The sequence below is a fragment of the Sediminibacterium soli genome, assembly GCF_009939225.1.
GTDB lineage: Bacteria > Bacteroidota > Bacteroidia > Chitinophagales > Chitinophagaceae > Sediminibacterium > Sediminibacterium soli.
Window position 1 is genome coordinate 191,584 of sequence record NZ_JAACJR010000006.1, and the last position, 24,073, is coordinate 215,656.

The window sequence follows — 24,073 nt, forward strand, 5'->3', positions numbered from 1 at the left end:
TAATCCATACATCCGCAAATCATTATTTTTCGCTTTTCACTTTTGCTTTTTCGGTTCGTTCGCTCATTACCTTTTTATAGTCTCTCGGGAACACTTTGATGAAATGCTTCAATTGGTTCTCGAAATCATCCAGCAGGAATTTGGCAACCGTGCTTCCGGTATAGGCATAGTGCTTTGTGATCATATCGTTCAGCGTTCTGGCATCCTCCTGGTCAAGCGGGTCGAGGTCTACCATTTCGGTATTGCAGTTCTGTTCAAAACGCGAACGTACATCATATACATAGGCAATACCACCGCTCATACCCGCGGCAAAGTTCCTGCCTGTGCCGCCGAGTATCACGGCAAGTCCGCCCGTCATGTATTCGCATCCGTGATCGCCCACGCCTTCCACCACTACCCGCGCGCCTGAATTGCGTACAGCAAATCTTTCCCCGGCCTTACCGCGGATAAATGCTTCGCCCGAAGTGGCGCCGTAGAAAGCCACGTTGCCGATCAGTATGTTCTCTTCCGGAACAAAGGATGCCTGCTTGGAAGGATACACGATCAGCTTTGCGCCGCTCAGTCCCTTTCCAAAATAATCGTTTGCATCGCCTTCCAGTTCCAGCGTTACGCCTTTTGTATTGAAAGCGCCGAAGCTTTGTCCCGCAGTGCCATTGAAGGTAAAGTGAATGGTATCCTCGGGTAACCCCTCGGCCTTGTACTTTTTCGTGATCTCGTTTGAAAGGATCGTTCCCACCGTTCTGTCCGTATTCTTTATCGGGAAGGAGGCAGCCACACGCTGGCCGTTGTTGATGGCAGCCTGTGCGGCTTTCAGCAGTTTCCAGTCAAGCACATCGCTGATGCCGTGGTCCTGTTCTTCCTGCTTGTACAGCCCGGTTTCGGCAGAAGCGGGTTCCTTGTACAGTATCGCCGACAGGTCGAGCTGGCCGTATTTCCAGTGGTGGATATCGTCGCGCATTTCCAGGTTTTCCACCTGGCCGATCATTTCGTTAATGGTGCGGAAACCCAGCTCGGCCATGATCTCTCTCAGTTCTTCGGTGATAAAACGGAAGAAATTGACCACATGATCCGGGTCTCCCGTAAAGCGTTTGCGCAGTTCGGGGTCCTGTGTGGCAACGCCCACCGGACAGGTGTTCAGGTGGCATTTGCGCATCATGATACAGCCTTCCACGATCAATGCCGCCGTGGCCACGCCCCATTCTTCTGCGCCGAGCAGCGTTGCGATCGCGATATCGCGGCCTGTTTTCATCTGTCCGTCGGCCTGTAATACCACCCTGCTGCGGAGTTTGTTCCGTACCAGCGTCTGGTGCGATTCCGACAGACCCAGTTCCCAGGGTAAGCCGGCATGTTTGATGGAACTGATGGGAGAGGCGCCGGTTCCGCCATCGTGGCCCGATACCAGCACCACATCGGCTTTTGCTTTTGCCACGCCCGCCGCGATGGTACCCACACCGGCTTTCGACACCAGTTTTACATTGATACGTGCCGCGCGGTTGGCATTCTTGAGGTCGAAGATCAGCTGGGCCAGGTCTTCGATGGAATAAATATCGTGGTGCGGCGGGGGCGAGATCAGTCCCACACCCGGTGTGGCATGTCTTGTTTTACCGATCCAGTCATCCACTTTATGCCCGGGCAGCTGGCCGCCTTCGCCTGGCTTGGCACCCTGCGCCATTTTGATCTGCAGTTCGTCTGCTTCGGTAAGATAATAGCTGGTAACGCCAAAACGCGCCGATGCCACCTGTTTGATGGCCGAGCGCATGGAGTCGCCGTTGGCGAGGGGCTGGTAACGGATCTCGTCTTCGCCGCCTTCGCCCGTATTGCTTTTGCCGCCCAAACGGTTCATGGCCACCGCAAGCGTGGTATGCGCCTCCCAGGAGATGGAGCCGAACGACATAGCGCCGGTGGCGAAACGCCTGTAAATATTCTCTGCCGGTTCTACCTCGTCGATCGATAGGGACGGCCTGTTGTGTTTAAACCGGAACTGGCTGCGCAGTGTGCAGGCTTTTTCGGCCTGGTCGTTCACCAGTCTCGAATATTTCTTGAAGCTGGTGTAGTCGTTTGATTTTGTGGCGTGCTGCAGCAGGTGTATCGTCTGCGGGTTGAACAGGTGAAATTCGCCCTTGCGTTTCCACTGGTAAACACCGCCCACCGGCAGCCTGTCCACCGGCAGTTCCTTGCGGCTGAAGGCAAAGAAATGTTTGGAAAGGGTTTCTTTCGCGATCTCGTCAAGTCCCATGCCCTGTATGCGTGATGTGGCGCCGGTGAAATACTGGTCTACCACCGATCTGTTCAGTCCGATGATCTCGAATATCTGCGCGCCCTGGTAAGACTGCAGTGTGGAGATGCCCATTTTAGAGAACACTTTGAGCAGTCCTTCGTTCACCGCCTTGATATAGTTCTTCTTCAGGTATTCGGGATCGAGATCTGTCTGCATTTTGCCGTCCAGGCGCATATCGCGGATAGACGACAGTGCCAGGTAGGGGTTGATGGCGGTGGCGCCGAAAGCCAGCAGACAGGCAAAATGATGCACTTCCCATACATCGCCCGCTTCTACGATGATGCCTACCTGCCCGCGGTACCCCTTCCTGATCAGGTGGTGGTGTACGGCAGCCGTGGCCAGTAAAGAGGGTATGGGTGCGTGATCGGAATCGATCGCCCGGTCGGTCAGGATCACCACTTCAAATCCGTCTTCCACCGCATCGGTGGCATAACGGCACAAACGGTCGAGGCCCGCTTTCAGCGAGCCCGGTTTGCCATCGGCGCGGAAATAGGTCTGCAGGGTTTTTGCCTGGAAGATACCGGTATCGATACTCCTGATCTGTTCCAGTTCGTGGTTGTTCAGCACGGGGTGTTTCAGCGCAACGCTATGGCAGGCCAGCGGGTCTTCCACCAGCAGGTTGCCATTGCTGCCCGCAAAGGTGGCGAGCGACATCACCATTCTTTCCCGTATGGGATCGATAGGCGGGTTAGTAACCTGCGCAAAAAGCTGTTTGAAATAACTGCTCAGGTGCTGCGGCTGATCGCTCAATACCGCCAGCGGAACGTCTGTGCCCATGGAACCGATCGGCTCTTTTCCGTCGATGGCCATCGGTGCAATGATGGTGTCCAGGTCTTCGGTTGAATAGCCGAATGCTTTCTGGTATTTGAATACCTGCTCGTGTTCCAGGTGTGTGAACATTACCCGGGGTTCGGGCAGTTCCTCGAGGCGTATCTTGTATTTGTTGAGCCATTCTGCATAAGGTTTCTGCGAGCAGATGGATTGTTTGAGTTCTTCATCGCTGATGATCCTTCCCTGTTCCATATCCACTACAAACATCTTGCCCGGCTGCAGCCTGCCTTTTTCTTTTACCAGCGATGGGTCGATGGGTAATACCCCGGTTTCGGAGGCCATGATCACCCTGTCGTCGTGCGTAACGGTATAGCGGGAGGGGCGCAGACCATTGCGGTCCAGCGTGGCGCCGATCATCCTGCCATCGGTAAAGGAGATCGAGGCCGGGCCGTCCCATGGCTCCATCATACAGGCGTGGAATTCGTAGAATGCTTTTTTTACAGGATCCATCTGCTCGTTGCCGTCCCATGCTTCGGGTATCAGCATCATCATCACATGCGGTAACGAACGGCCGGTAAGCGTCAGCAGTTCTATCATATTGTCAAGACAGGCCGAATCGGATTGTCCGCCCGTTACGATCGGCAGCAGCATATCCATTTCTTCCTTGGTAAAATAGGGCGAAGTAAACCCTTTCTCGCTGGTGCGAAGCCAGTTAAGGTTGCCCTGCAGCGTATTGATCTCGCCGTTGTGCGCAATATAACGGAAAGGCTGCGCCAGTTTCCAGGAAGGGAAGGTATTGGTGGCGAAACGGGAATGCACCAGTCCGAATGCAGACACCATTCTCTTATCACTCAGATCGGGAAAATAATTCCTGACCTGCATACTGGTGAGCTGGCCTTTGTAAATAATGGTTTTGTACGACAGCGAAGAAATATAAAAACCGATCTCATCCTGTCTTACCGTGTTGCGGATGGTATGACTCGCATAATTGCGGAGCACGAACAGTTTTCTTTCGAAATCATCGGGGTTGGTGATGGCATCCGGACAGGTCACGAACACCTGCTCCATACAGGGTTCTACAGACAATGCGGTCTGACCGATGTCTTCTTTGTTAACCGGCACTTTGCGGTAAGTGAGTATCTCCAGCCCTAATTTTTCGGCAGAGCGGTTAAAGATGGCGCGGCATTCTTCGCGAAGCCTGATCTCTTTGGGAAAGAACAGAAAACCCACCCCGTATTTACCAAAGGAGGGAAGGTGCACACCCAGTTTGAGGCATTCGTCAAAAAAGAATTCATGCGGGATCTGCAGCATGATACCGGCGCCATCGCCGGTATTGCTTTCACAGCCGCAGGCACCGCGGTGTTCCATATTCTCCAGCACGGTCAGTGCATCCGAAATATAGTCGTGGGATTTATTGCCTTTGATATTTGCTACGAATCCTATACCACAGGCGTCACGTTCATACGAAGGATCATACAATCCCCCGTTTTGAGTAGGCACAAGCATGTCAACCGAATTTTGAGACTTGAATAAAAGGCAGGCAATCGTTGCGGAAAATTACAAAAAAATCCGGGTTTGTCAAAACCGATCAGGACTAATTATCCAGAAACGTGAATAATATTTAATAAAACGTTGGAGTTATTGAAAAATGTCTTATCATAAAACTAACATTTGTTAACCTGTGGTATAGGTGGTATACCCGGCAGGAAACGCCGGCAGGGGCTGGTGGTTGCGGTTAAACAGCCCGTATACGGCACTTCCGCTTCCGCTCATGGAAGCGTATACGGCGCCTGCTTCGTACAGTGTTTTTTTGATCGCCGCGATCTCGGGGTGCAGGGCGCAAACAGTGGCTTCAAAATCGTTCGTGAGCAGCTGCTTCCACCGGTCAACCGGAGAATTGATAAGGGTGGCGAGTGATTGTTCGGGTTGCCGGGGCTGTATACCGGAAAAAGCGGCGGCGGTAGACACATGTATGCCGGGATGCACCAGTACAAAGCGGTAGACGGAAAGATCCAGTGCCAGCGGCTGCAGCTTTTCGCCCCTTCCGGTGGCGTGGCAGGGGCGGTTCAGGATAAAGAACGGACAGTCGCTGCCCAGCCGGAGGGCGTAGTCCAGCAACTGATCGGTGGAAAGAGGAAGCTGAAAAAAATCGTTGAGCAAACGCAAAGCGAATGCACCGTCGGAGCTGCCGCCGCCGAGACCGGCGCCCATCGGGATATTTTTATGCAGGTGCATGCGCACAGGGCCGATCTGCGGAAAGTCTTTTTTAAGCAGGTGCCAGGCTTTTACACAGAGGTTCTGTTCCGGCGCCGCTGAAACGGGAATACCGGATGTGGTGAGCGAAACGGCTTCATCGCCGCCGGCGCCCTGGATACATTCCAGCGCATCCTGCCATGCCAGCGGGTAAAAAATGGTTTCAAGATCGTGGTACCCGTCTTCCCGTTTGCGGGTGATATGCAGTCCCAGGTTGATCTTGCAGTTAGGGAACAGGATCATTTTCTTTTGTTGATCTCGTCGCGGATAGAGATGGCCCGGATATAGTCTTCCTGCTCCAGCACTTCGTTCAGCAGGGTTTCCAGTTCGTCGAGGTTCATCGCGCTCAGGTCTTCGCGGGCGCTGCCGGTTTCTTCTACACCCACGGCTTCGGGTTTGGGCTTTTTGGGATTGCTGTCTTCCATCAGGATACCGGCGCTTTCCAGTATGTTCTCATAGGTGTAAATAGGACAGCCGAATCGTACCGCCAGGGCCAGCGCATCGCTGGTGCGGCTGTCGATCTCAATGGTATCATGTTCGGTGAAACAAACCAGTTTGGAGTAAAAGATGCCTTCCTGCAGGTCGCTGATCACGATCTCCTGGAGTTCTACGCTGAAGGCGTTCATGAAGTTTTTCATCAGGTCGTGGGTGAGCGGGCGACTGGGTTGCATATGTTCGAGCGCCACGGCAATGGCCTGGGCTTCAAAACCGCCGATTACGATCGGCAGCCTGCGTAAACCGTTGACCTCGCCCAAAACCACCGCATAGGAATGCGTTTGCGTAATACTGTGCGACAGAGCCACAATTTCCAGTTCGATCTTCTTCATAGCGGATACGAAAGTAACGAATTTGAAAATTTGACAATTTGAAAATTTGAAAATGGGTTTGGGGGCGGATTGTCGCATGGTTGAATTGTTTAATGGATAGAAGCCCCCCGGCAAGCAATACAACCATGCTCTCATTTTCAAATTGTCTAATTGTCAAATTTTCAAATTGTCTCATCTTCAAATTAACCCCACCTTTGCCGCATGCATTATGTTTCTGTCGAGGGTCTGACCAAGAGTTATGGCATCAACCCGCTCTTCCGTAATATTTCGTTTCATCTCAGTGAGGGCGATAAAATTGCCCTGATCGCCCGGAACGGGGTGGGTAAATCCACTTTGCTCCGCATCCTGAACGGCACCGAAACGGCCGATGAAGGAAAACTGTTTATTCACAAAGACGTAACGGTGGCGCTGTTTGAACAGGATCCCGTATTTGATGAGGAAAAAACCGTACTGGAAAATATCTTTCATAATGACCACCCCGTGCTGAATGTGATACGGGAGTACGAAGTGGCCAGCGAGAACGAGGACGGTGAAAAACTTGCGCAGCTTTTTGTGCGGATGGATGAACTGGGCGCCTGGGATTTTGAGGTAAAAGTGAAACAGATATTGTCGAAGCTCAATATTCATCACCTGGCCCAGCCGGTAAAAGACCTCAGCGGCGGACAGCGGAAACGGATTGCACTGGCCAAAACCCTGATCGATATCGGGTTTGACCACAAACATACCCTGCTGATGATGGACGAGCCTACCAACCACCTGGATGTTGGTATGATCGAATGGCTTGAAAATTACCTGAACCAGGAAAACGTAACCCTGCTGCTGGTAACACATGACCGCTATTTTCTCGATGCGGTCTGCGGGGAAATATGGGAGCTCGAAAGAGAGAACATGTATGTGTATACCGGCGATTATGAGAACTACGTAGAGAAAAAAGCAGCCCGCATAGAAAGCGAACTGGCCAGCATCGATAAAGCAAAGAACGAATACCGCAAAGAACTGGAATGGATGCGCAAACAGCCCAAGGCCCGTACCACCAAGAGCAAGGCCAGGCAGGACAGGTTCTATGATGTGGAGAGCCGCGCCAAACAGAAAATAGAAGACGCACAACTGCAATTGCAGGTCAAGATGAGCCGGCTGGGGGGTAAAGTGGTGGAGATGAAAAAAGTGTATAAGAGTTACGGTGACCTGGCGGTGCTGAAAGGGTTTGATTACAATTTCAGCAAAGGTGAGCGGATAGGTATCATTGGTAAGAACGGCGTAGGAAAATCAACGTTCCTGAACATCATACAGCAGATTGAATCTGCTGATAGCGGCAAGATCAATATTGGCGACACGGTGATATTCGGTAATTTCTCGCAGCAGGGACTGGTGATCAGGGAGAATATGCGGGTGATAGAATACGTGAAGACCTTTGCAGAGAACTTCCCGCTGGCCAATGGCGGCAGTCTGAGCGCCGCGCAGTTCCTCGAGTTATTTCTGTTTACGCCCGATAAGCAGTATACCTATCTTGAATCGCTGAGTGGCGGAGAAAAGAAAAGACTGCAACTGCTTACCATACTGTTTCGCAACCCCAACTTCCTGATACTCGATGAGCCTACCAATGACCTCGATCTGCCCACATTGGCGGTTCTGGAGAATTTTCTCAGCGAATACCAGGGCTGCGTACTGATCGTAAGCCACGACCGTTATTTTATGGACCGCCTTGTGGATCATCTCTTCGTATTTGAAGGCGATGGTGTGGTAACCGATTTTCCGGGTAACTATACGCAGTACCGTTTATCGCAGAAAGAACAGGAGCGCAACGAGGCAGCGGGCACAAAAACCGAAGCCTTACAAAGAAAAACAGACAGCCCCGGAAAAGAGAACGGAAGCGACGCGGCACCGGCGGAAGCGCGGAAGAAAAAAGGATTCAAGGAAAAACGCGAATTTGAAACCCTGGAAAAAGAACTGCCGTTGCTGGAAAAAGAAAAAGCGGTCATCACCGAAAAAATGAGCAGCGGAAATCTTCCCTTCGATGAACTGCAGCAGCTCAGCGAAAGAATGACCGCCATCACCAACGAAATAGAAGAGAAGGAAATGCGCTGGCTGGAGTTGAGTGAGATGGACTAAGCGATTGGGGGATGATGGATTGGTGGATTACGGATTAGTGGATTATGGATTTTTCCGGCGGACAATACCTGTTCTCTGCGGCCAGGAACCTGCGACGGAGAGAAAAAACGCGATCCGTTAATCCGTAATCCACTAATCCGTAATTCTCACGTAAAGCTAATCAGCTCCACATCAAACACCAGTGTGCTGTTGGGTCCTATCTGTGCGCTTACCTGCCTGTCGCCGTAACCGAGATGCGGTGGAATGAAAAAACGCCATTTACTGCCGGTGGGCATCAGCTGCAGACCTTCTGTCCAGCCTTTGATCACCATATTCAGCGGAAAGCTTGCGGGTCTTCCTCTTTGCACCGAAGAGTCGAAAACGGTGCCGTCTGTCAGGGTGCCGTGGTAATGACAGGTAACGGTATTCATTTCATTTGGCTTGGGACCATTGCCCTCTGTGAGTACTTCGTATTGCAAACCGCTTGGCAGTTCTACAACATCCGGCCTGTTTTTATTGGATGCCAGGAATTCCTGTCCCGCCTGCAGGTTGGCGGCTGCTTTCTGCGCTTTTGCCTGCGCCAGTTGTTCTGCTGCTCCCATACGTGTGTTTTTGCGAAGGTAAGGGAACTGTTGTATGGAATGCAGGAATTGTGAAGCGGCTCCTGATATCCCCCAAAAGCGTCTGAGGCCGTTTTCTGTGACCTGGTCGGTGAGAAAAAACTATATTGCAGAAACAGCCGGCTCACTCCCCCCTGGCCGGTTGCATCCATCTTATAACCATTGTTTATGAAAAAAATCCTTGCCCTTATTCCGGGCGCGTTCTTTTGCGTGACCGTATCAGCCCAAACCGATCAGGCCCTGGCCACGGCGCGTTATACGCTTACACATGTGTCAGACACCACCCAGCCCGAGAAGCCCCTGGTTCAAAAATTCATCCTGTACCTCGGCAGCAGCATGAGCCGTTATGCAAACGATATGCAGAACGGTCCGGGCGGCAACATCGTCAGCCTGGGTGCGCTGCGTAATGTAACAACAACCGGGGTCGGCAATATACAGGCTGTTTCGGTTCCTGCCGGTGATATGAAAAACTGGCAGCTGGCCAACTCCTATATCAAACTGTCGGCTGAAAACAGGCTGTCGTACCTGGCTATGGCAGGTATGAAACTGTTTTCGGTGGAGGAGCCCGCACCCGCGATCGACTGGGCGATAGCGCCCGATACCCGGCAGATCATGGGGATGCCATGTCAGAAAGCAAACGGCCGGTTCAAGGGAAGGGATTACGAAGCCTGGTTTGCGGCGCAGCTGCCCTACAGCAACGGTCCGTGGAAACTGGGCGGACTGCCCGGGCTGATACTGGAAGCCTACGATACCAAAAAAGAAGTGGTATTTACGTTAACGGAATTCAAAGCGGTAAAAGATACCGCAATTGAAATTGCCATTCCGGCAACCGCTATTAAAACCACGCCGAAAGAATACAAACAATACCGCGAAGCGTTAATGCAGCAGGTGGCAGCCGGTGGCGTAACTGATGTTGCAGCGGGTACACTGCGGTTCTCGGGCACTGTTTCAGGCGGAATAACGTCTGCAGGACAGGCAACCAGGCCAAGACAATTCAATAATCCGATAGAAAAAGAAGAGAAAAACTAATAAAATAGTTATATAACTAAATAAATAGTTTATTTTGCGGACAACCAGTAAAAACTGTTTATGAAAAATATGATTGTTTGCCTGTTCCTATGCCTGCTGGCATGGGGCGCCGGCGCGCAGATCAGCGGCCAGGCGTTTGCATCGGTCAAATACCGCTTCACCCATATCAATGATACAAGCCAGCCCGGTGATCCGTATACCGAAACGATGATCCTGCTGCTGGGAAAGCAATACAGTGCTTACCAGAGTTATGATAAAATGGTGCGCGACTCGGTGGGCGGAAAGGTGTTTATGGTGGTCCGCCAAAACGCATGAAAATATTGAATAATCCCCTCGAAAAAAACCATCCCTGATCATGAAGCTGAGCTACAGGATACTGATGGTGCTGCTCCCGGTCTGTGCCGCGGCTTCGCTGCACGCGCAGGTAACGGCCTCCGGCATGGTAGCGGACAGCAGCGGCAAACCGGTAGCAGCCGCAAGCGTAACGCTGGTAAAAAAGAACGGGGTGATACTTGCATTCGCCATCACCAATGCAGGCGGCGGTTACAAACTGCGGCATACGGCTGCTTCTGTAAAAGATACCCTTTCGGTGACCGTCAGCGCGCTGGGTTTTGCCAAACAAACGGTGGCATTGGTTTCGGCCGACCAGCGATCCGATTTCAGGCTGCGCGGAACAAAGGAGGTATTGCCCAATGTAACGGTAAACAGCCGGTCCATGCTGCGCAGGGAAGGCGATACACTGAACTACGATGTGGCTTCTTTCAGCGAGAAACAGGACCGCACCATTGGCGATGTGATCAAAAAACTGCCGGGCGTGGAGGTGGATGACAGGGGGCAGATATCCTACGGTGGAAAACCGATCAACCGTTTTTATATCGAGGGTGATAACCTGCTCGACGGAAAATACAATATTGCCACCAAAAGCATTCCCTCCGATGCGGTATCAAAAGTGCAGGTACTCGAGAATCACCAGCCGGCAAAAGTGCTGAAAGACCTGGTGCCGAGCGACCAGGCTGCCATGAACATTGTGCTGAAAGACAAAGCCCGTCTTCGCCTGATGGGTACCGGGGATGCGGCGGCGGGAACACCGGGTGTATACAATGCTTCCGCAAATCTGATGCTGTTCAGGAAACAGGTGAAATTCATCAACTATACCAAACTGAATAACACCGGCAACGACCTGGCCGATGATGTGACCAATTTTTTCGGATCGGAAAATACACCGCCGGCTTCGCTGATGAGCGCCAGTACGGCAGGTACGCCTGATATTTCGCGGAAACGTTCGCTGTTCAATAATGCCGTGCTGGTTACGGCCAACGATCTGGTAAACCTGAAAAAAGACTGGCAGCTGCGTATCAATGCACATTTTCTTGCCGACAAACAATTTCAGTCTTACCGCTACCGTGCAACCTATTATCTGCCGAACGATACCGTTCGGTATGCCGAAGCACTGGACAGCAGGAAATCGACCAATACCTTCAATACGCAGTTTACGCTGACCGCCAACCGCGAAGATTATTTACTGAATAATGTGACCATACTGGAAAACACCCCGCAGGAAATTTCCTCCAGCCTGTTAGCCACGGGCAACGGTGCGTTGGCGCAGAAGTTTAGCGGAACCACTGCGAATATCTCCAACCGGTTTAATTTAATCCGCAAGCTGCGCAGGGGATCCAGTTATGAGCTGTATTCATTTCTCAACCGGGTATCCAATCCCGCCACATTACAGGTGCGCCCGGGCTTATTTGCCGCGCAGCTGAACAACGGACAGCCTTATGCGGGACTTGAACAAACAGGCGCCGTGCCTACCTGGTATACGGAGAATTACCTCAGTTTCGGGATCCCCGGTTCCAAATTAAAGCAGCGGTACCGCGTAGGGTTCAATTACCAGCAGCAGGAACTGAATTCGCTGTTATCATCCGAGCAGAACAGCGGCAGTAAAGCGCTGGTGGCCGACAGTTTTATCAACCGGCTCGAGTGGAACAGACTGCGTGTGTATGTGCAGGCGGATTATTCGTATATCACTGATAAGATCGTTTTTTCCCTCTCACTGCCGCTTGTGTACCAGAACATACGGTATACAGGCAGAAAGCAAAGCGGTAACCTGCGCGATTTTCCGGTAACACCGAGGGTAAGCTTACGGTACAATACGGGTCAGGAAGACTTTGTTTCGCTGGGGTATTCGTATGGCAACAACTGGGGTGGTATCGACCAGGTGTACGACGGGTATATCATGCGCAGCTACCGCGATTTTTATTCCAACGGCAGTTTGCTGAACGAGTCAACAAGCCATAGTCTCAGCGCTTCCTACAATTTCAGGAACACACTTAAGATATTTTTCTTTTCGCTGGGTGTTTCGTACAGCGTTTTTGAGCGCAATACCATCAGCCGGCAGCAGATCAGCTCACTGGTGCAACAGGCGAGTCTGATTCCTTTCAACAACGGTTATTCAAGTATCGCAACTTCTGCCAGCATCAGCAAATACCTGTTTCCGCTGATGACAACCATCGGCGGCAAGCTGGGCTGGTCAAGATCCAGGGCCAACCAGTTCCAGAACGGAGACCTGCTGGCCGTGCAGAACGATATGTATGTTGCGGGACTGAACACCAACACCAAATTTGCAAGCTGGCTGACCGTTGGATACAACGGCAGTTTTACCGCCAGCAATGCCAGTCTGCCGGACGGCGGTAAACGCTCTGCCACACCGGCGGTGAAAAAATGGCTGCATTCTGCAGATGCAGCCATTACGCTGAGCAAAACGCTCACGGCAAAACTGGCAGCCGATAATTATACATATCTCGTACCCGGTGCACAGGATGTGCGGGTAACTTTTGCCGATCTGTACCTGACGTATTATCTCGACAAATTAAAATCCAATATCGAATTCTCTTTAACGAATATCATGGGCACGGATGAGTATACCAATGTATCCATGTCTGCCAACAGCATTTCAAGCGCGGCCTATACCATCCGTCCGCGGATGGCGTTGCTGAAATGCTATTTCAGGTTCTGATGCAGGGTGGCCGGGCGGCGCTGTCGGGTGGTTCTTATGCATGGCTGTTTTCTTCATGTGCTTATGAAAAATACGAAATGCAAACCCGATGGCCCGGCCCGGCCATACCATTTATTTCAGGGTGGCGATATCGATCACAAAGCGGTAACGTACATCGCCCCTGATCACTTTCTCGTAAGCTTCGTTGATGTCTTTGATATCGATGACTTCCACATCCGACACGATATTGTGTTCGGCGCAGAAATCGAGCATCTCCTGTGTTTCGGCAATACCGCCGATCAGTGAGCCGATGATGCTGCGGCGTTTCATGATCAGGTTAAAGGCAGGTACCTCAGACGGGGATGGCGGAACACCCACCACGATCATGGTTCCGTTGGTGCCGAGCAGGTTGAGGTAGTCGCCATATTGATGCGGCGCTGAAACCGTATTCAGTATCACATCAAAATAACTGGCTTTCTCCTTCATTGCCTTTGTATCGGTGGTAAGCAGAAAATGATGCGCTCCCAGTTTTTTTGCATCGGCTTCTTTGGAAGGCGACGTGCTGAGCATGGTCACTTCCGCACCAAATGCGGCGGCAAATTTTACACCCATATGCCCGAGTCCGCCAAGACCCACAACGCCCACTTTCTGTCCCTTGCCCACTTTTACATAGCGGAGCGGTGAATACGTGGTAATGCCCGCGCAAAGCAATGGCGCCACACCTGCCAGCGGCAGTTTGGGTGATATCTGCAGCGTGTAGTTTTCATCCACCACGATTTGTGTGGAATACCCGCCGTAAGTGGGTGCGCCGGTCTTTTTTTCCCTGCCGTTATAGGTGCCTACCATGCCTTCATCACAATATTGTTCAATGCCGGCCTTACAGTTTGGACAGCTGCGGCAGGAATCGACAAAGCAACCCACGCCGGCCAGGTCGCCCACTTTAAATTTGGTTACCTTATCGCCAACATGCGTAATGCGGCCAACGATCTCGTGACCCGGTACCATCGGAAAAATGGAGCCGCCCCATTCATCGCGTACCTGGTGAATATCGGAGTGACAGACACCGCAGTACAGTATCTCTATCTGAACATCGTGGACGCCGGGTTCTCTTCTTTCCAGACCGAAAGGGGTTAGGGGAGTGGTGGCAGACTGCGCTGCATATGCTTTTGTTGCTATCATGTGTTTTGTTTGTGTATACAAATATCGCAAAGAATTCCTCATGACGGATCAGCGGTTTTTATGAACTTTATATAAACGAATGTTTATGGCGATAAGAAAACTGGGTTCTCAGGGACTCGAAGCTTCACAGCTGGGTTTGGGTTGTATGGGTATGAGTGAATTCTACGGTGAGACGGATGATACCGAGAGCCTGGACGTATTGCATAAGGCGCTGGATCTGGGTGTGAATTTCTGGGACACGGCGGATGTATACGGACCGTTCACGAACGAGGTGCTTGTAGGAAAAGCGCTGAAGGGAGTCCGCGACAGGATTGTACTGGCCACCAAGTTTGGCATTCTTCGCGACCCGTCTGATCCCGCCAAACGCGGGTTCAGCGGTAAACCCGCGTATGTGCAATCGGCCTGCGAAGCGAGTTTGAAAAGACTGGATACGGATATCATCGACCTGTATTACCTGCACAGGGTAGACCCCGAAACGCCGATAGAAGAAACCGTGGAGGCCATGGCAAAACTGGTGCAGCAGGGAAAAGTGAGAGCGATCGGTCTGAGCGAGGTATCGGTGAATACCCTGCGCAGGGCACACGCGGTATTTCCGGTAACGGCGGTGCAAAGCGAGTATTCCCTGTGGACAAGAGACCCCGAAGAAGGGATGCTGGATGCATGCCGGGAACTGGGTATCGCATTTGTGGCGTACAGCCCTCTGGGCCGCGGGTTTCTCGGCGGACAGATCCGGAAATTTGAAGACCTGGCGCAGGATGATTATCGCAGGTTTTCTCCGCGTTTCCAGGGAGATAATTTTGACAAAAACCTGGCGCTGGTGCAAAAAGTGGAGGAGATTGCGGTCGAAAAAGGCTGCACGTCTTCCCAACTGGCCATTGCCTGGGTGATGGCCCAGGGCGACCATATTTTTCCGATACCGGGTACCAAGCGTCTGAAATACCTCCAGGAAAACATCGGGTCACTGAATGTGCAGCTTACCCAATCCGACCTGGAAAGAATAGACGCCGTTTTCCCTCCCGGTATCGCCAGCGGTCTTCGCTATCCCGAAAATATGATGGGCAGGATCAATGCATAAAGGCGCTGCGGAAAATTGCAAAGAATCCCCATCGGCAATCGGCCATCACAAATCGGCAATTTCCCCCTACCGGTAGCTGAGCCTGAACTCGTCCAGTACCGGTTTGTATTTCCTGGGTCGGGTTAATTCGTACTGGTAAATGATCTCACCGATCTCTCTGAAAAAGGGGTAGCCGGTTTCGTTGTATTCGTATTTGTTGTCATTCAGCACTCCATCCCTGTTTACATAAATATTGGCGCTGATCATGAACTCCGTATTGTGCAGGAAATCGACGATATAGGCGGCATCCGTCAGGTAGCCGTACGACCAGCCCGGTTTATTGAAGATGCGGATATAGGGAGGCGGTTTCTGTTTGCCGGCCTTGTACAGAAAGAACTTGGTGTAGCTGTCAAAGAACTCCGTGGTATCGTAATTGGGAAACCTGCTTTCAGACGGAAGTTCCGACATGTACTGCAGCAGGAACTGTCTGTCTTCAGCGCCCAGCCTGAAACGTCTTCTGGCAGGAACGGACCCGGGAAAGACGACGGATTGCAGCATATACTGCAGGTCTTCCAGCGGGAAATTGTTGTGACGGGTAAAATCCATCGGCGCATGGATCAGCGAATCGTTTTTGTCCCAATGCGCCTGTCCCACCAGTACCTGTTTGCTGTAGTCAAATGCCAGGGTGCTGTACGCAGGCGGTATCGTATACAGCGTCTGCGTATCCTTTACAAAACGGATGGGGTTGGTATGCCGGTTCTCTTCCTCTGTCATCCCAACAAACCTTCTTACGATACGCGTGTCCAGGTAGCCTTTTTTTTGTAAGGTTTCATTGAGGGATTGCTGCCCGTTGAATTCATACAAACGGTTATAGGCATCGTTATCGCTTACCAGGAATATTTTCTTTACATATTGTGCAACAGAGGGCAGTCCGTTGCCGGCAGAGCTGTCTGCATGCACCACCGTCTGGTGATGCCAGCCGCTGTCGGTCAGCATAGGCGTATACTTGTCTACACCGTACCGCTTGAGTGCATGTATCTTTTCGAGTGCAGCCAGCGCCACCGGCAGCTTTACGGTTGAGGCAGGGTTATAATACCGGTCCCTGTCGGTATGCAGGTAGTATTGCTCAAACGAAGGCCGGTTCCGGCTGTCGCGGCTGATCTGCGTATAGATGATCTGGTACTGAAAACTGTCGGGGTGATCCAGCACTTTTTTCAGGAGGGGAGAAGCTTTGCTGTACAGGAGCTGCTTCAGCCATTCGCTGTTTTTTTCCTGCGCCTCTGCCGGAAGAGACACGGCAATACAGCAACAGGTGACCAGCAGGGACAGGATGTTTTTCATGGCAGACAGGTATGGGCCGTCAAATATAACGAACCCTGCAGATCAGCTTCTTTTTGCCTGTTGCAGCAGGTAGGCGGCTTCCACCAGTTTCTCGAGTTTTTCGTACAATTCGAGGATGGCTTCGCGTTCCGGCCTGCCCAGCTGTTTTTGAAAACCGCCGGTAACGCTGGTTTTCAGCCAAAGCCATAGCAACCGGCGAACATCATCGATGTCTGCGAAATCAAAGAGCTCGTCTGCAACCAGCAGCGGGTTGCGGATTTCTTCGGGGGATAAGACCGTAAGGCTTACCTGCCGTTTGGTGGATACAGGCATGGCAATAAGGTTTAGTTGGGCCTGTCTTACGATGCAATGGGTAGGTTCGAATATTGCCTGCGGTAAATACGCCCGTGAAAAATAAGGCAATAATGCGTATAAATCCTGTTGCAGGATTTATGAGCGACTGTTTATTTCGTAATGACTAATACAAACACAATATTATGATTTGGTCTATGAAATCAGGAAAAAATAATACCCTATTTTCTAACGTATTTATACCTGATGAGATTAGTTGACAGATTACAGGAATACCTGTGTTTTCACGGTATCACTGCCTATGCTTTTGAGCATAGCTGTGCGCTTTCCAACGGGTACCTGGGTAAACAACTGCGGGGCAAGGGCGCCATCGGCTCCGATATACTCGAGCGGATCAAGCAGCAATACCCGGATCTGAGCCTGGTATGGCTGGTAACCGGCAAAGGCAGCATGCTGCTTTCGCCCTATGCCACCGGCCCGGAAAGGAAGCTGCTCGACCTGAACGAAGAGCAGCAGGTTTATTTCACTTCAAAAGACGATGTTATCGGCGTTCTCAACAAACAAATAGAGAAACTCGAGAAAACGATAGACGATAAAGACAGGATCATCCAGCTGATGGAGAAGGAGCGGAAGGGCTGGAGGGGCGGGTGAGTTGTAATAGTCAAATGGCTAAATGGTTGAATGGTTACATGGTTAAATGGTTGCAGGGTGGTATCGCAGCAGCATTGCCTACACGGCACGCTGCTGCATAGCCACTACCTTCCTTCAACAATTGAACCATGTAACCATTTAACAATCCAACCATTTAGCAATGTACCCATTCCCCTCCTTATGCATACGCCTCGGTGGGCTCGCAGGTGCAGATCAGGTTGCGATCGCCATGGGTATTGTTTACCCGGGCTACACTTGGCCAGAACTTATTAAGGGTTACATAGTATAACGGAAAAGCCGCTTCCCGCCTGGTATATCCGTGGTTCCATTCTTCAGCACATATAACCGCCTGGGTATGGGGTGCATTTTTCAGGGGATTATCTGTCTTATCCGATTTTCCCGACTCGATCGCCGTGATCTCTTCGTGTATAGCGATCAGGGCATCGCAGAAACGATCCAGCTCTGCTTTGTCCTCGCTCTCTGTTGGCTCCACCATGATGGTGCCGGCCACGGGGAAACTCAGCGTTGGCGCATGAAAACCATAGTCGATCAGTCGTTTCGCCACATCTTCCGCTTCCACGCCCGCGCTTTGTTTAAAAGGCCGCAGGTCCACGATGAATTCGTGCGCACAGGAGCCATTGGTTCCGGTATACAGTATCTTATAATGTTTCTCCAGTCTTGCCTTCATATAGTTGGCATTCAGGATAGCGTATTCGGTGGCCATGCGCACGCCATCGGCGCCCAGCATTTTGATATAGCCATAGCTGATCAGCAGTATGCTCGCTGAGCCATACGGAGCGGCGCTGACAGCCCCCTTTGTTTTATTTTCAACATGTCCTGGTAAATACGGGGCAAGTTTTTCATTCACGCAGATAGGTCCCATGCCCGGTCCGCCACCGCCATGAGGTATCGCAAATGTTTTGTGCAGGTTCAGGTGGCAGACATCCGCACCGATTGAGCCCGGGCTGGTCAGTCCCACCTGCGCATTCATATTGGCGCCGTCCATATATACCAGTCCGCCGTTCTCATGAACGATCCGGCAGATATCCTTGATGGTTTCTTCAAATACACCGTGCGTAGAGGGGTAGGTAACCATCAGCGCACCCAGTGTGTCTTTGTATTGCACTGCTTTTGCCTGCAGGTCGGCCACATCGATATTGCCTGCTTCGTCGCATTTCACCACAACCACTGTAAAGCCCACCATTACCGCGCTGGCAGGATTGGTGCCGTGCGCGCTGATCGGTATCAGCACCACATTGCGGTGAGCTTCGTTACGGGCAATATGGTAATCGCGGATACTCAGCAGACCGGCATATTCGCCCTGTGCGCCGCTGTTGGGCTGCAGGCTGCAGGCGCTGAATCCCGTGATCTCGCAGAGGTATTTGCTGAGTTCATCGGTGATCTGCTGGTAGCCCGCTGTCTGCGTCAGCGGTGCAAACGGATGCAGTGCGCCAAACTCGGGCCAGCTTACAGGAATCATCTCGGATGCCGCATTCAGTTTCATCGTGCAGCTTCCCAGACTGATCATACTGGTATTAAGCGAAAGGTCCTTGTTCTCCAGCATCTTGATATACCGCATCATCTGGCTTTCGCTGTGATGGATATTGAAAACGGGATGGGTGAGAAAAGTACTGGTGCGTGCCAGCGCTGCCGGTATCGCGGATTCTTTTGACAGAGATTTTTTGTCAACAGTAACTGCATTTTTTCCCGTAACCGCTGCGAAAACGGAAAGCAGTTTGCTGATATTCTCGGCAGTGCTGGTTTCGTCGATGCTGATACCGATACTGCCATTGCTGTAATAGCGGAAATTGATCTCCTGTTTTTCTGCCGCGGTCTTCACAGCCGCTGCATCCATGCCGGTTATTGTAAGCGTATCGAAATAGGCTGCGTTCTCCTGCCTGATACCCAGTGCCGCCAGTCCGTCTGAAACCGTCTTCGCCAGCCGGTGAACGCGTGCGGCGATGTTCCTCAGTCCCTGCGGTCCGTGGTATACGGCATACATCGCGGCCATATTGGCCAGCAATGCCTGTGCCGTGCAGATATTGGAAGTGGCTTTTTCGCGTTTGATATGCTGCTCGCGTGTCTGCAATGCCATGCGAAGCGCCCGGTTGCCCTGGGCATCGATGCTTACACCGATCAGCCTGCCGGGCATACCGCGTTTAAAATCGTCTTTTGTGGCAAAGAACGCCGCGTGCGGTCCGCCAAAACCCATCGGAACACCAAAGCGCTGCGCAGATCCTATCGCCACATCCGCACCCAGTTCGCCCGGCGAAGCCAGAACGGTCAGCGCCAGCAGATCGGTTGCCATGATCACCAGTCCGCCTGCCCCATGCACTTTTTCGATGAACGAACGGTAATCCTCTGCCGATCCGTTATCGTTCGGGTATTGTACGATGGCGCCGAAATAGGTATTGTCTATAACAGCCGTGGCATAATCGCCATATACCAGTTCCACACCGATCGGCTGTGCACGCGTGAGCAACACATCTTTTGTCTGCGGGAAAATACAGTTGTCAACAAAAAGTTTTGGTCTTTCGATCAGGTCCGATTTGTTCACATGATGAAAGATCATGGCCATCGCTTCGGCGGCGGCTGTGGCCTCATCCAGCAGCGATGCATTGGAGATGGGAAGCCCGGTCAGATCGGATACCATGGTCTGGAAATTCAGCAGGCTCTCCAGACGGCCCTGCGATATCTCGGCCTGGTACGGTGTATACTGGGTATACCATCCCGGGTTTTCGAAGACATTACGGAGGATCACACTCGGGGTGATGGTTCCGTAATAGCCCTGCCCGATATAGTTGGAAAAGACCTTGTTCTTCGCAGCTGTTTTTTTGAGTTCAGACAGGTATTCGAACTCGCTGACGGCATCGGGTATAGCCAGTTTTTGTTTGTTGCGGATAGCGGCAGGTACGGTTTTGCCGATCAATTCCTCCAGCGAAGACACCCCGATGGTTTCGAGCATCAATTTGGTATCTGCAGGATTGGGGCCGATATGCCGCCCGTGAAATTCGGTTGACTGCTGATCGAATAGGTTCATAGCAAGAACATAGCTTTAGGTAGGTAATAAATCGCCGCAAAGTTACGCCGATACAACGGTAAAAACAGGGGCTTTGTGATCGCAGTTAATAACCTGTGAATCAATAGGGATTGACAGGCGCCGGCTCCAGTGCATAGCCCGTATCGGCCGCAAATGGGGGAAAGCCTTCTTGCCCGGATGGTTCGGTTCCGATCGCTTCCCGGAGGCGCATCTGTTCGCTGGTAAAACGGCTGCCATCATGGCTCCAGCCTGGCGCCCCGAACAGGTATTGCAGCCGGGTTTTAAAGGGAAGGCCTTTCTGTGTGATATCCTTCCACAGCTGGCTCCATTCGTGGAAGATCACACTGACCGCCGTGGGGTTCTCAATATTCTTTGTCAGACCATACCTGATGGGCTGGTAATTTTCGGCGGACAGCTCTTCCTGGAAAGTGCCAAACAGTTTGTCCCAAATGATCAGGAACATACCCATATTCCTGTCGAGATACCTGGGGTTGGAGCCATGGTGTACGCGGTGATGGGAGGGGGTAACCATAAAATATTCCAGTACGCCCATTTTACCGACCAGTTCGGTGTGCACGAATATGCCCCATATCTGCGTGAGCGAATAAATAAAGGCAATGTCCAGCGGCTGAAAACCCAGCAGGGCCAGCGGTATAAAATACATAAACCGGTACAGCGGCTGGAAAACCGACGACCGGAACCCGACGGTGAAATTCATCCGTTCGCTGCTGTGGTGTGTAACATGTACGGCCCAGAACAGGCGTATCCGGTGATCAAAGCGATGCAGCCAGTAATACAGGAAATCCTCGAGCAGCAGCAGCACCGTCCAGTAAAGAAAAGAGGGATGAATATGCGCTATGGCATGGACAAAGAAATAGTGCAGTGCCGCCAGGTACACAACCCTGAATCCCAGGTCGATGCCCGAATTCAGCAACAGCAGGTAAACGCTGGCAGCGGAATCCCTGAAAGAATAGCTGTTCCGGTTGTGGAGATGCGATAGCAGTATTTCGAGACCAATGATGATCGCATATAACGGGGTGGAGAGTAATATCAGCCATTGTTCCAGTATCGCACTCATACAGAAATACAGTATAGGAAGGATTTCTCATGAAATCCAGTTAATCTTGCATTGCAAATTACAGGTTAGGGCTTATATCATCTTCAACAGATTGTTAAGGATTATGGATGCGATCAAAATGGAAGGGTGGGAAAAACGGAGCGCGGAGCACCGGAAACAGTACAAACAACTGTTGAAAAGAGCCGATAAGAACAAAGTGCTCCGTCAATTACCCGAACTGCACGAACAGGCTTTTGAAAAGATCGATTGCCTGCAATGTGCCGCCTGCTGCAAGAATTATTCGCCCCGGTTCAAAACACCGGATATCAAACGCATCGCCAGGTTCCTTGGCATGAAGGAAGGCGATTTTATCGAGACCTATCTTTTTCTCGACCAAGAGGGCGATTATGTGGTGAAATCCAAACCCTGTCCTTTCCTCGGCGCGGATAACTGTTGCAGTATTTACGAGGCGCGTCCTTCCGACTGTCACCGTTTTCCCTATACCGATGAAGACGTGCTTCTCAAACGCCCCGCCATCACCCTCAAAAACGCCGGTTTTTGCCCCATCGTATACTACGTACTCGAAAGCCTTCTCCAAACCCGCTAACCCACCCTCCTCCACAACCACCAATCCAAAATCCCCAATCGGCCATCGCCCATCCAACCATCCCCTCAATATTCCATCTTTCTCAGCGAAGGCGCTTTTACCCAGGTGATGCCCACCACCAGCAGGGTCATAATGCCGCCAAAAACCACCGAGGGTATCACACCCATCAGTTTGGCCGCCACACCGCTTTCAAACTGTCCCAGTTCGTTGCTGCTGTTGATGAACATGGAGTTCACGCTCATTACACGTCCCCGCATATGATCCGGTGTTTTCAGCTGCAGTATGGTACCCCTGATCACCACGCTGATGCCATCCAGCATACCGCACAGCACCATTACCCCAAAAGAAACCCAGAACCATTGCGACAAGGCGAAAATGATGATGCAGGTGCCAAAACCTCCCACGGCGTACAACAGCCATTTTCCCTGTTTTTTGCGCAGGGGAAAAAGCGTAAGCAAAACAATAATGCATACCGAACCGATATCGGAAGCGGCGTTCAGCCAGCCGAACCCGATGGGGCCAACCTTCAGTATATCTTTTGCAAATACGGGTATCATCGCCACCGCGCCGCCGAACAATACGGCAAACATATCGAGCGATAATGCCCCCAGCACTTCCTTGGTGGAGAAAACAAAACGCAGTCCTTCTTTTACGCTGTCCATGGTCTTCTTCTCACCGGGTTCGTTCAGCGCCGGTTTGGGTTTCAGCTGGTACATAAAAAAGAAACCCGCGGTTACCAGTCCGCAGATGGTTACCAGCGCCGCGGTATTGCCCAGTCCCGCTATCAGGAAACCGGCGGTGGCATGCCCGCTTACCGATGCTGCCAGCCAGGTGGCCTGGTTCCAGGTGGTGGCATTGGACAATATGTTTTTGGGAACGATGGAAGCGATCATCACGCCAAACGTAGGCCCGGTAAAGGCCCGGAATACGCCGGTGCAGAAAATAATGATGTAGATCGCAAACGCAATCCAGTGCGTGCCGAGTTGTGCGGCCGTGTACCTGGCAGACAGTCCGGTCAGCAGCAAAGCGCATCCGAGATAAAGGGCCACGCCGCGCAGCAGCAGCTTTCTTTTTTCACTGATATCGATCACATGCCCCGCATAGAGCGAAAGCGATACCGCCGGGATCACTTCCGAGAGACCGATCAGCCCTATGGCAAAAGGTTCGTTGGTGAGTTCATAGATCCACCAGCCCACGAGGGTGCCCATCATCCGCAAACCCATGATAAAAAGAAAACGGCCCGCCAGTAGGTTGCGGTATTCTGCAATACGCACGGCGGCAAAGGGATCGTGTTTTTGTGTTTCCATAAGTTTTCGCTTCGGCAAACAACATGGGCTCAGGGAAGACTGAAATAGTGTTGTCCCTCGTCAAAATCCCGTTCCAGCGCATCGATTACCACCTGTAAATGCTTTTCATTGCCTAAAAAATCGGCGTTGCTGGCGTCAATGAAAATGGTTTTGATATTATGTTGCTTGATATAACTCGTATAGGTCTCTTGCAGGTTGAACAGGTATTCATCCGGTATGCTCTGCTCGTAGGAGCGGTTTCTTTTTTTGATATTGGCCTGCAGTTTCTGTACCGGCGCATGCAGGTAGATCAGTATATCCGGGAAAGCGATCTGCTGGTGGATGATGTCGAACAGTTTCTGGTAAAGCCTGAACTCCTCCTCGGGCAGGTTCACTTTGGCAAACAACAGGCATTTGGTGAACAGGTAATCCGAAATGGTCACGGTCTGAAACAGGTCCTTGGTATGCAGCATTTCCTTTAACTGCTTATAGCGTTCGGCCATAAAGAACAGCTCCAGCGGAAATGCATATTGCTCGGGGTTCTCGTAAAATTTGGGCAGGAAAGGATTGTCTGCAAACTCTTCCAGTATCAGCCTGGCATTGAAATGCTTCGCCAGCAGATGCGTTAGTGTGGTCTTGCCCGCGCCGATATTTCCTTCTACCGTAATGAAATGGTGCTTCATGGTTGCCGTAGCGCCAAAATTAGCAG

At 51.6% G+C, this 24,073-nt stretch carries 18 protein-coding genes; 7 read left to right on the top strand and 11 right to left on the bottom strand.

Going from position 1 to position 24,073, the window contains the following annotated elements; genetic code table 11:
- Positions 1-22 precede the first annotated feature (22 nt).
- The 3 genes from gltB to GWC94_RS04750 form a co-directional block, all read right to left on the bottom strand.
- The gene (gltB, locus tag GWC94_RS04740; RefSeq protein WP_161833882.1) at positions 23-4,555 is read right to left on the bottom strand and encodes a glutamate synthase large subunit; all 4,533 of its coding nucleotides are present in this window, start codon (positions 4,553-4,555) and stop codon (positions 23-25) included.
- Positions 4,556-4,723: 168 nt separating this feature from the next.
- Positions 4,724-5,545 (bottom strand): 4-(cytidine 5'-diphospho)-2-C-methyl-D-erythritol kinase, encoded by an 822-nt coding sequence (gene ispE / locus GWC94_RS04745; RefSeq protein WP_161833883.1) that lies wholly within the window; start codon positions 5,543-5,545, stop codon positions 4,724-4,726.
- The gene (locus tag GWC94_RS04750; RefSeq protein ID WP_161833885.1) at positions 5,542-6,129 is read right to left on the bottom strand and encodes a bifunctional nuclease family protein; all 588 of its coding nucleotides are present in this window, start codon (positions 6,127-6,129) and stop codon (positions 5,542-5,544) included. The genes ispE and GWC94_RS04750 overlap by 4 nt, the downstream gene beginning before the upstream one ends.
- Positions 6,130-6,330: 201 nt before the next feature.
- Between GWC94_RS04750 and abc-f the strand changes: the two genes are divergently transcribed.
- On the top strand, positions 6,331-8,238 hold the full coding sequence (gene abc-f, locus GWC94_RS04755; protein WP_161833886.1) for a ribosomal protection-like ABC-F family protein: 1,908 nt from the start codon (positions 6,331-6,333) through the stop codon (positions 8,236-8,238).
- Positions 8,239-8,384: 146 nt separating this feature from the next.
- On the opposite strand, the gene GWC94_RS04760 is transcribed toward abc-f, so the two are convergent.
- Positions 8,385-8,819 carry an FKBP-type peptidyl-prolyl cis-trans isomerase gene (locus GWC94_RS04760; protein ID WP_161833887.1) on the bottom strand — a complete coding sequence of 145 codons (435 nt, stop codon included), beginning with the start codon at positions 8,817-8,819 and terminating at the stop codon, positions 8,385-8,387.
- A 186-nt stretch (positions 8,820-9,005) separates the two neighbouring features.
- Between GWC94_RS04760 and GWC94_RS04765 the strand changes: the two genes are divergently transcribed.
- From GWC94_RS04765 to GWC94_RS04775, 3 genes are read left to right on the top strand one after another with little or no spacing between them, the layout of a single operon-like run.
- Positions 9,006-9,866, top strand: coding sequence for a GLPGLI family protein (locus GWC94_RS04765; protein ID WP_161833889.1), 861 nt, complete (start codon positions 9,006-9,008; stop codon positions 9,864-9,866).
- Positions 9,867-9,926: 60 nt separating this feature from the next.
- Positions 9,927-10,181, top strand: coding sequence for a hypothetical protein (locus GWC94_RS04770; protein ID WP_161833890.1), 255 nt, complete (start codon positions 9,927-9,929; stop codon positions 10,179-10,181).
- A 40-nt stretch (positions 10,182-10,221) separates the two neighbouring features.
- A complete protein-coding gene (locus GWC94_RS04775) occupies positions 10,222-12,879 on the top strand; it encodes a TonB-dependent receptor (RefSeq protein ID WP_161833892.1) in 2,658 nt (885 codons plus the stop codon).
- A gap of 111 nt (positions 12,880-12,990) precedes the next feature.
- Here the strand turns inward: GWC94_RS04775 and GWC94_RS04780 are convergent, their stop codons facing one another.
- The gene (locus GWC94_RS04780) at positions 12,991-14,037 is read right to left on the bottom strand and encodes an NAD(P)-dependent alcohol dehydrogenase (protein WP_202628643.1); all 1,047 of its coding nucleotides are present in this window, start codon (positions 14,035-14,037) and stop codon (positions 12,991-12,993) included.
- An 85-nt stretch (positions 14,038-14,122) separates the two neighbouring features.
- On the opposite strand from GWC94_RS04780, the gene GWC94_RS04785 reads away from it, so the two are divergent.
- Positions 14,123-15,112, top strand: coding sequence for an aldo/keto reductase (locus tag GWC94_RS04785; protein ID WP_161833893.1), 990 nt, complete (start codon positions 14,123-14,125; stop codon positions 15,110-15,112).
- Positions 15,113-15,178: 66 nt separating this feature from the next.
- Here GWC94_RS04785 and GWC94_RS04790 read toward each other — a convergent pair whose 3' ends face one another.
- Positions 15,179-16,432, bottom strand: coding sequence for a serine hydrolase (locus GWC94_RS04790; protein ID WP_161833895.1), 1,254 nt, complete (start codon positions 16,430-16,432; stop codon positions 15,179-15,181).
- A gap of 42 nt (positions 16,433-16,474) precedes the next feature.
- Positions 16,475-16,744, bottom strand: a complete 270-nt coding sequence (locus tag GWC94_RS04795) for a hypothetical protein (protein ID WP_161833897.1) — start codon at positions 16,742-16,744, stop codon at positions 16,475-16,477.
- Between the two features lie 225 nt (positions 16,745-16,969).
- On the opposite strand from GWC94_RS04795, the gene GWC94_RS04800 reads away from it, so the two are divergent.
- Positions 16,970-17,374, top strand: a complete 405-nt coding sequence (locus GWC94_RS04800) for a hypothetical protein (protein ID WP_161833898.1) — start codon at positions 16,970-16,972, stop codon at positions 17,372-17,374.
- A gap of 178 nt (positions 17,375-17,552) precedes the next feature.
- Here the strand turns inward: GWC94_RS04800 and gcvP are convergent, their stop codons facing one another.
- Both gcvP and GWC94_RS04810 read right to left on the bottom strand, forming a co-directional pair.
- A complete protein-coding gene (gene gcvP, locus GWC94_RS04805) occupies positions 17,553-20,414 on the bottom strand; it encodes an aminomethyl-transferring glycine dehydrogenase (RefSeq protein ID WP_161833899.1) in 2,862 nt (953 codons plus the stop codon).
- 100 nt (positions 20,415-20,514) lie between these two features.
- Positions 20,515-21,492, bottom strand: a complete 978-nt coding sequence (locus GWC94_RS04810; protein ID WP_161833900.1) for a sterol desaturase family protein — start codon at positions 21,490-21,492, stop codon at positions 20,515-20,517.
- 103 nt (positions 21,493-21,595) lie between these two features.
- On the opposite strand from GWC94_RS04810, the gene GWC94_RS04815 reads away from it, so the two are divergent.
- Entirely contained in the window at positions 21,596-22,078 is a 483-nt protein-coding gene (locus GWC94_RS04815) for a YkgJ family cysteine cluster protein (protein ID WP_161833901.1), read from the top strand.
- 65 nt (positions 22,079-22,143) lie between these two features.
- Here GWC94_RS04815 and GWC94_RS04820 read toward each other — a convergent pair whose 3' ends face one another.
- Both GWC94_RS04820 and GWC94_RS04825 read right to left on the bottom strand, forming a co-directional pair.
- Positions 22,144-23,385 (bottom strand): MFS transporter, encoded by a 1,242-nt coding sequence (locus tag GWC94_RS04820; protein WP_161833902.1) that lies wholly within the window; start codon positions 23,383-23,385, stop codon positions 22,144-22,146.
- Between the two features lie 29 nt (positions 23,386-23,414).
- Entirely contained in the window at positions 23,415-24,047 is a 633-nt protein-coding gene (locus tag GWC94_RS04825; RefSeq protein WP_161833903.1) for a deoxynucleoside kinase, read from the bottom strand.
- Between the last annotated feature and the right edge of the window lie 26 nt (positions 24,048-24,073).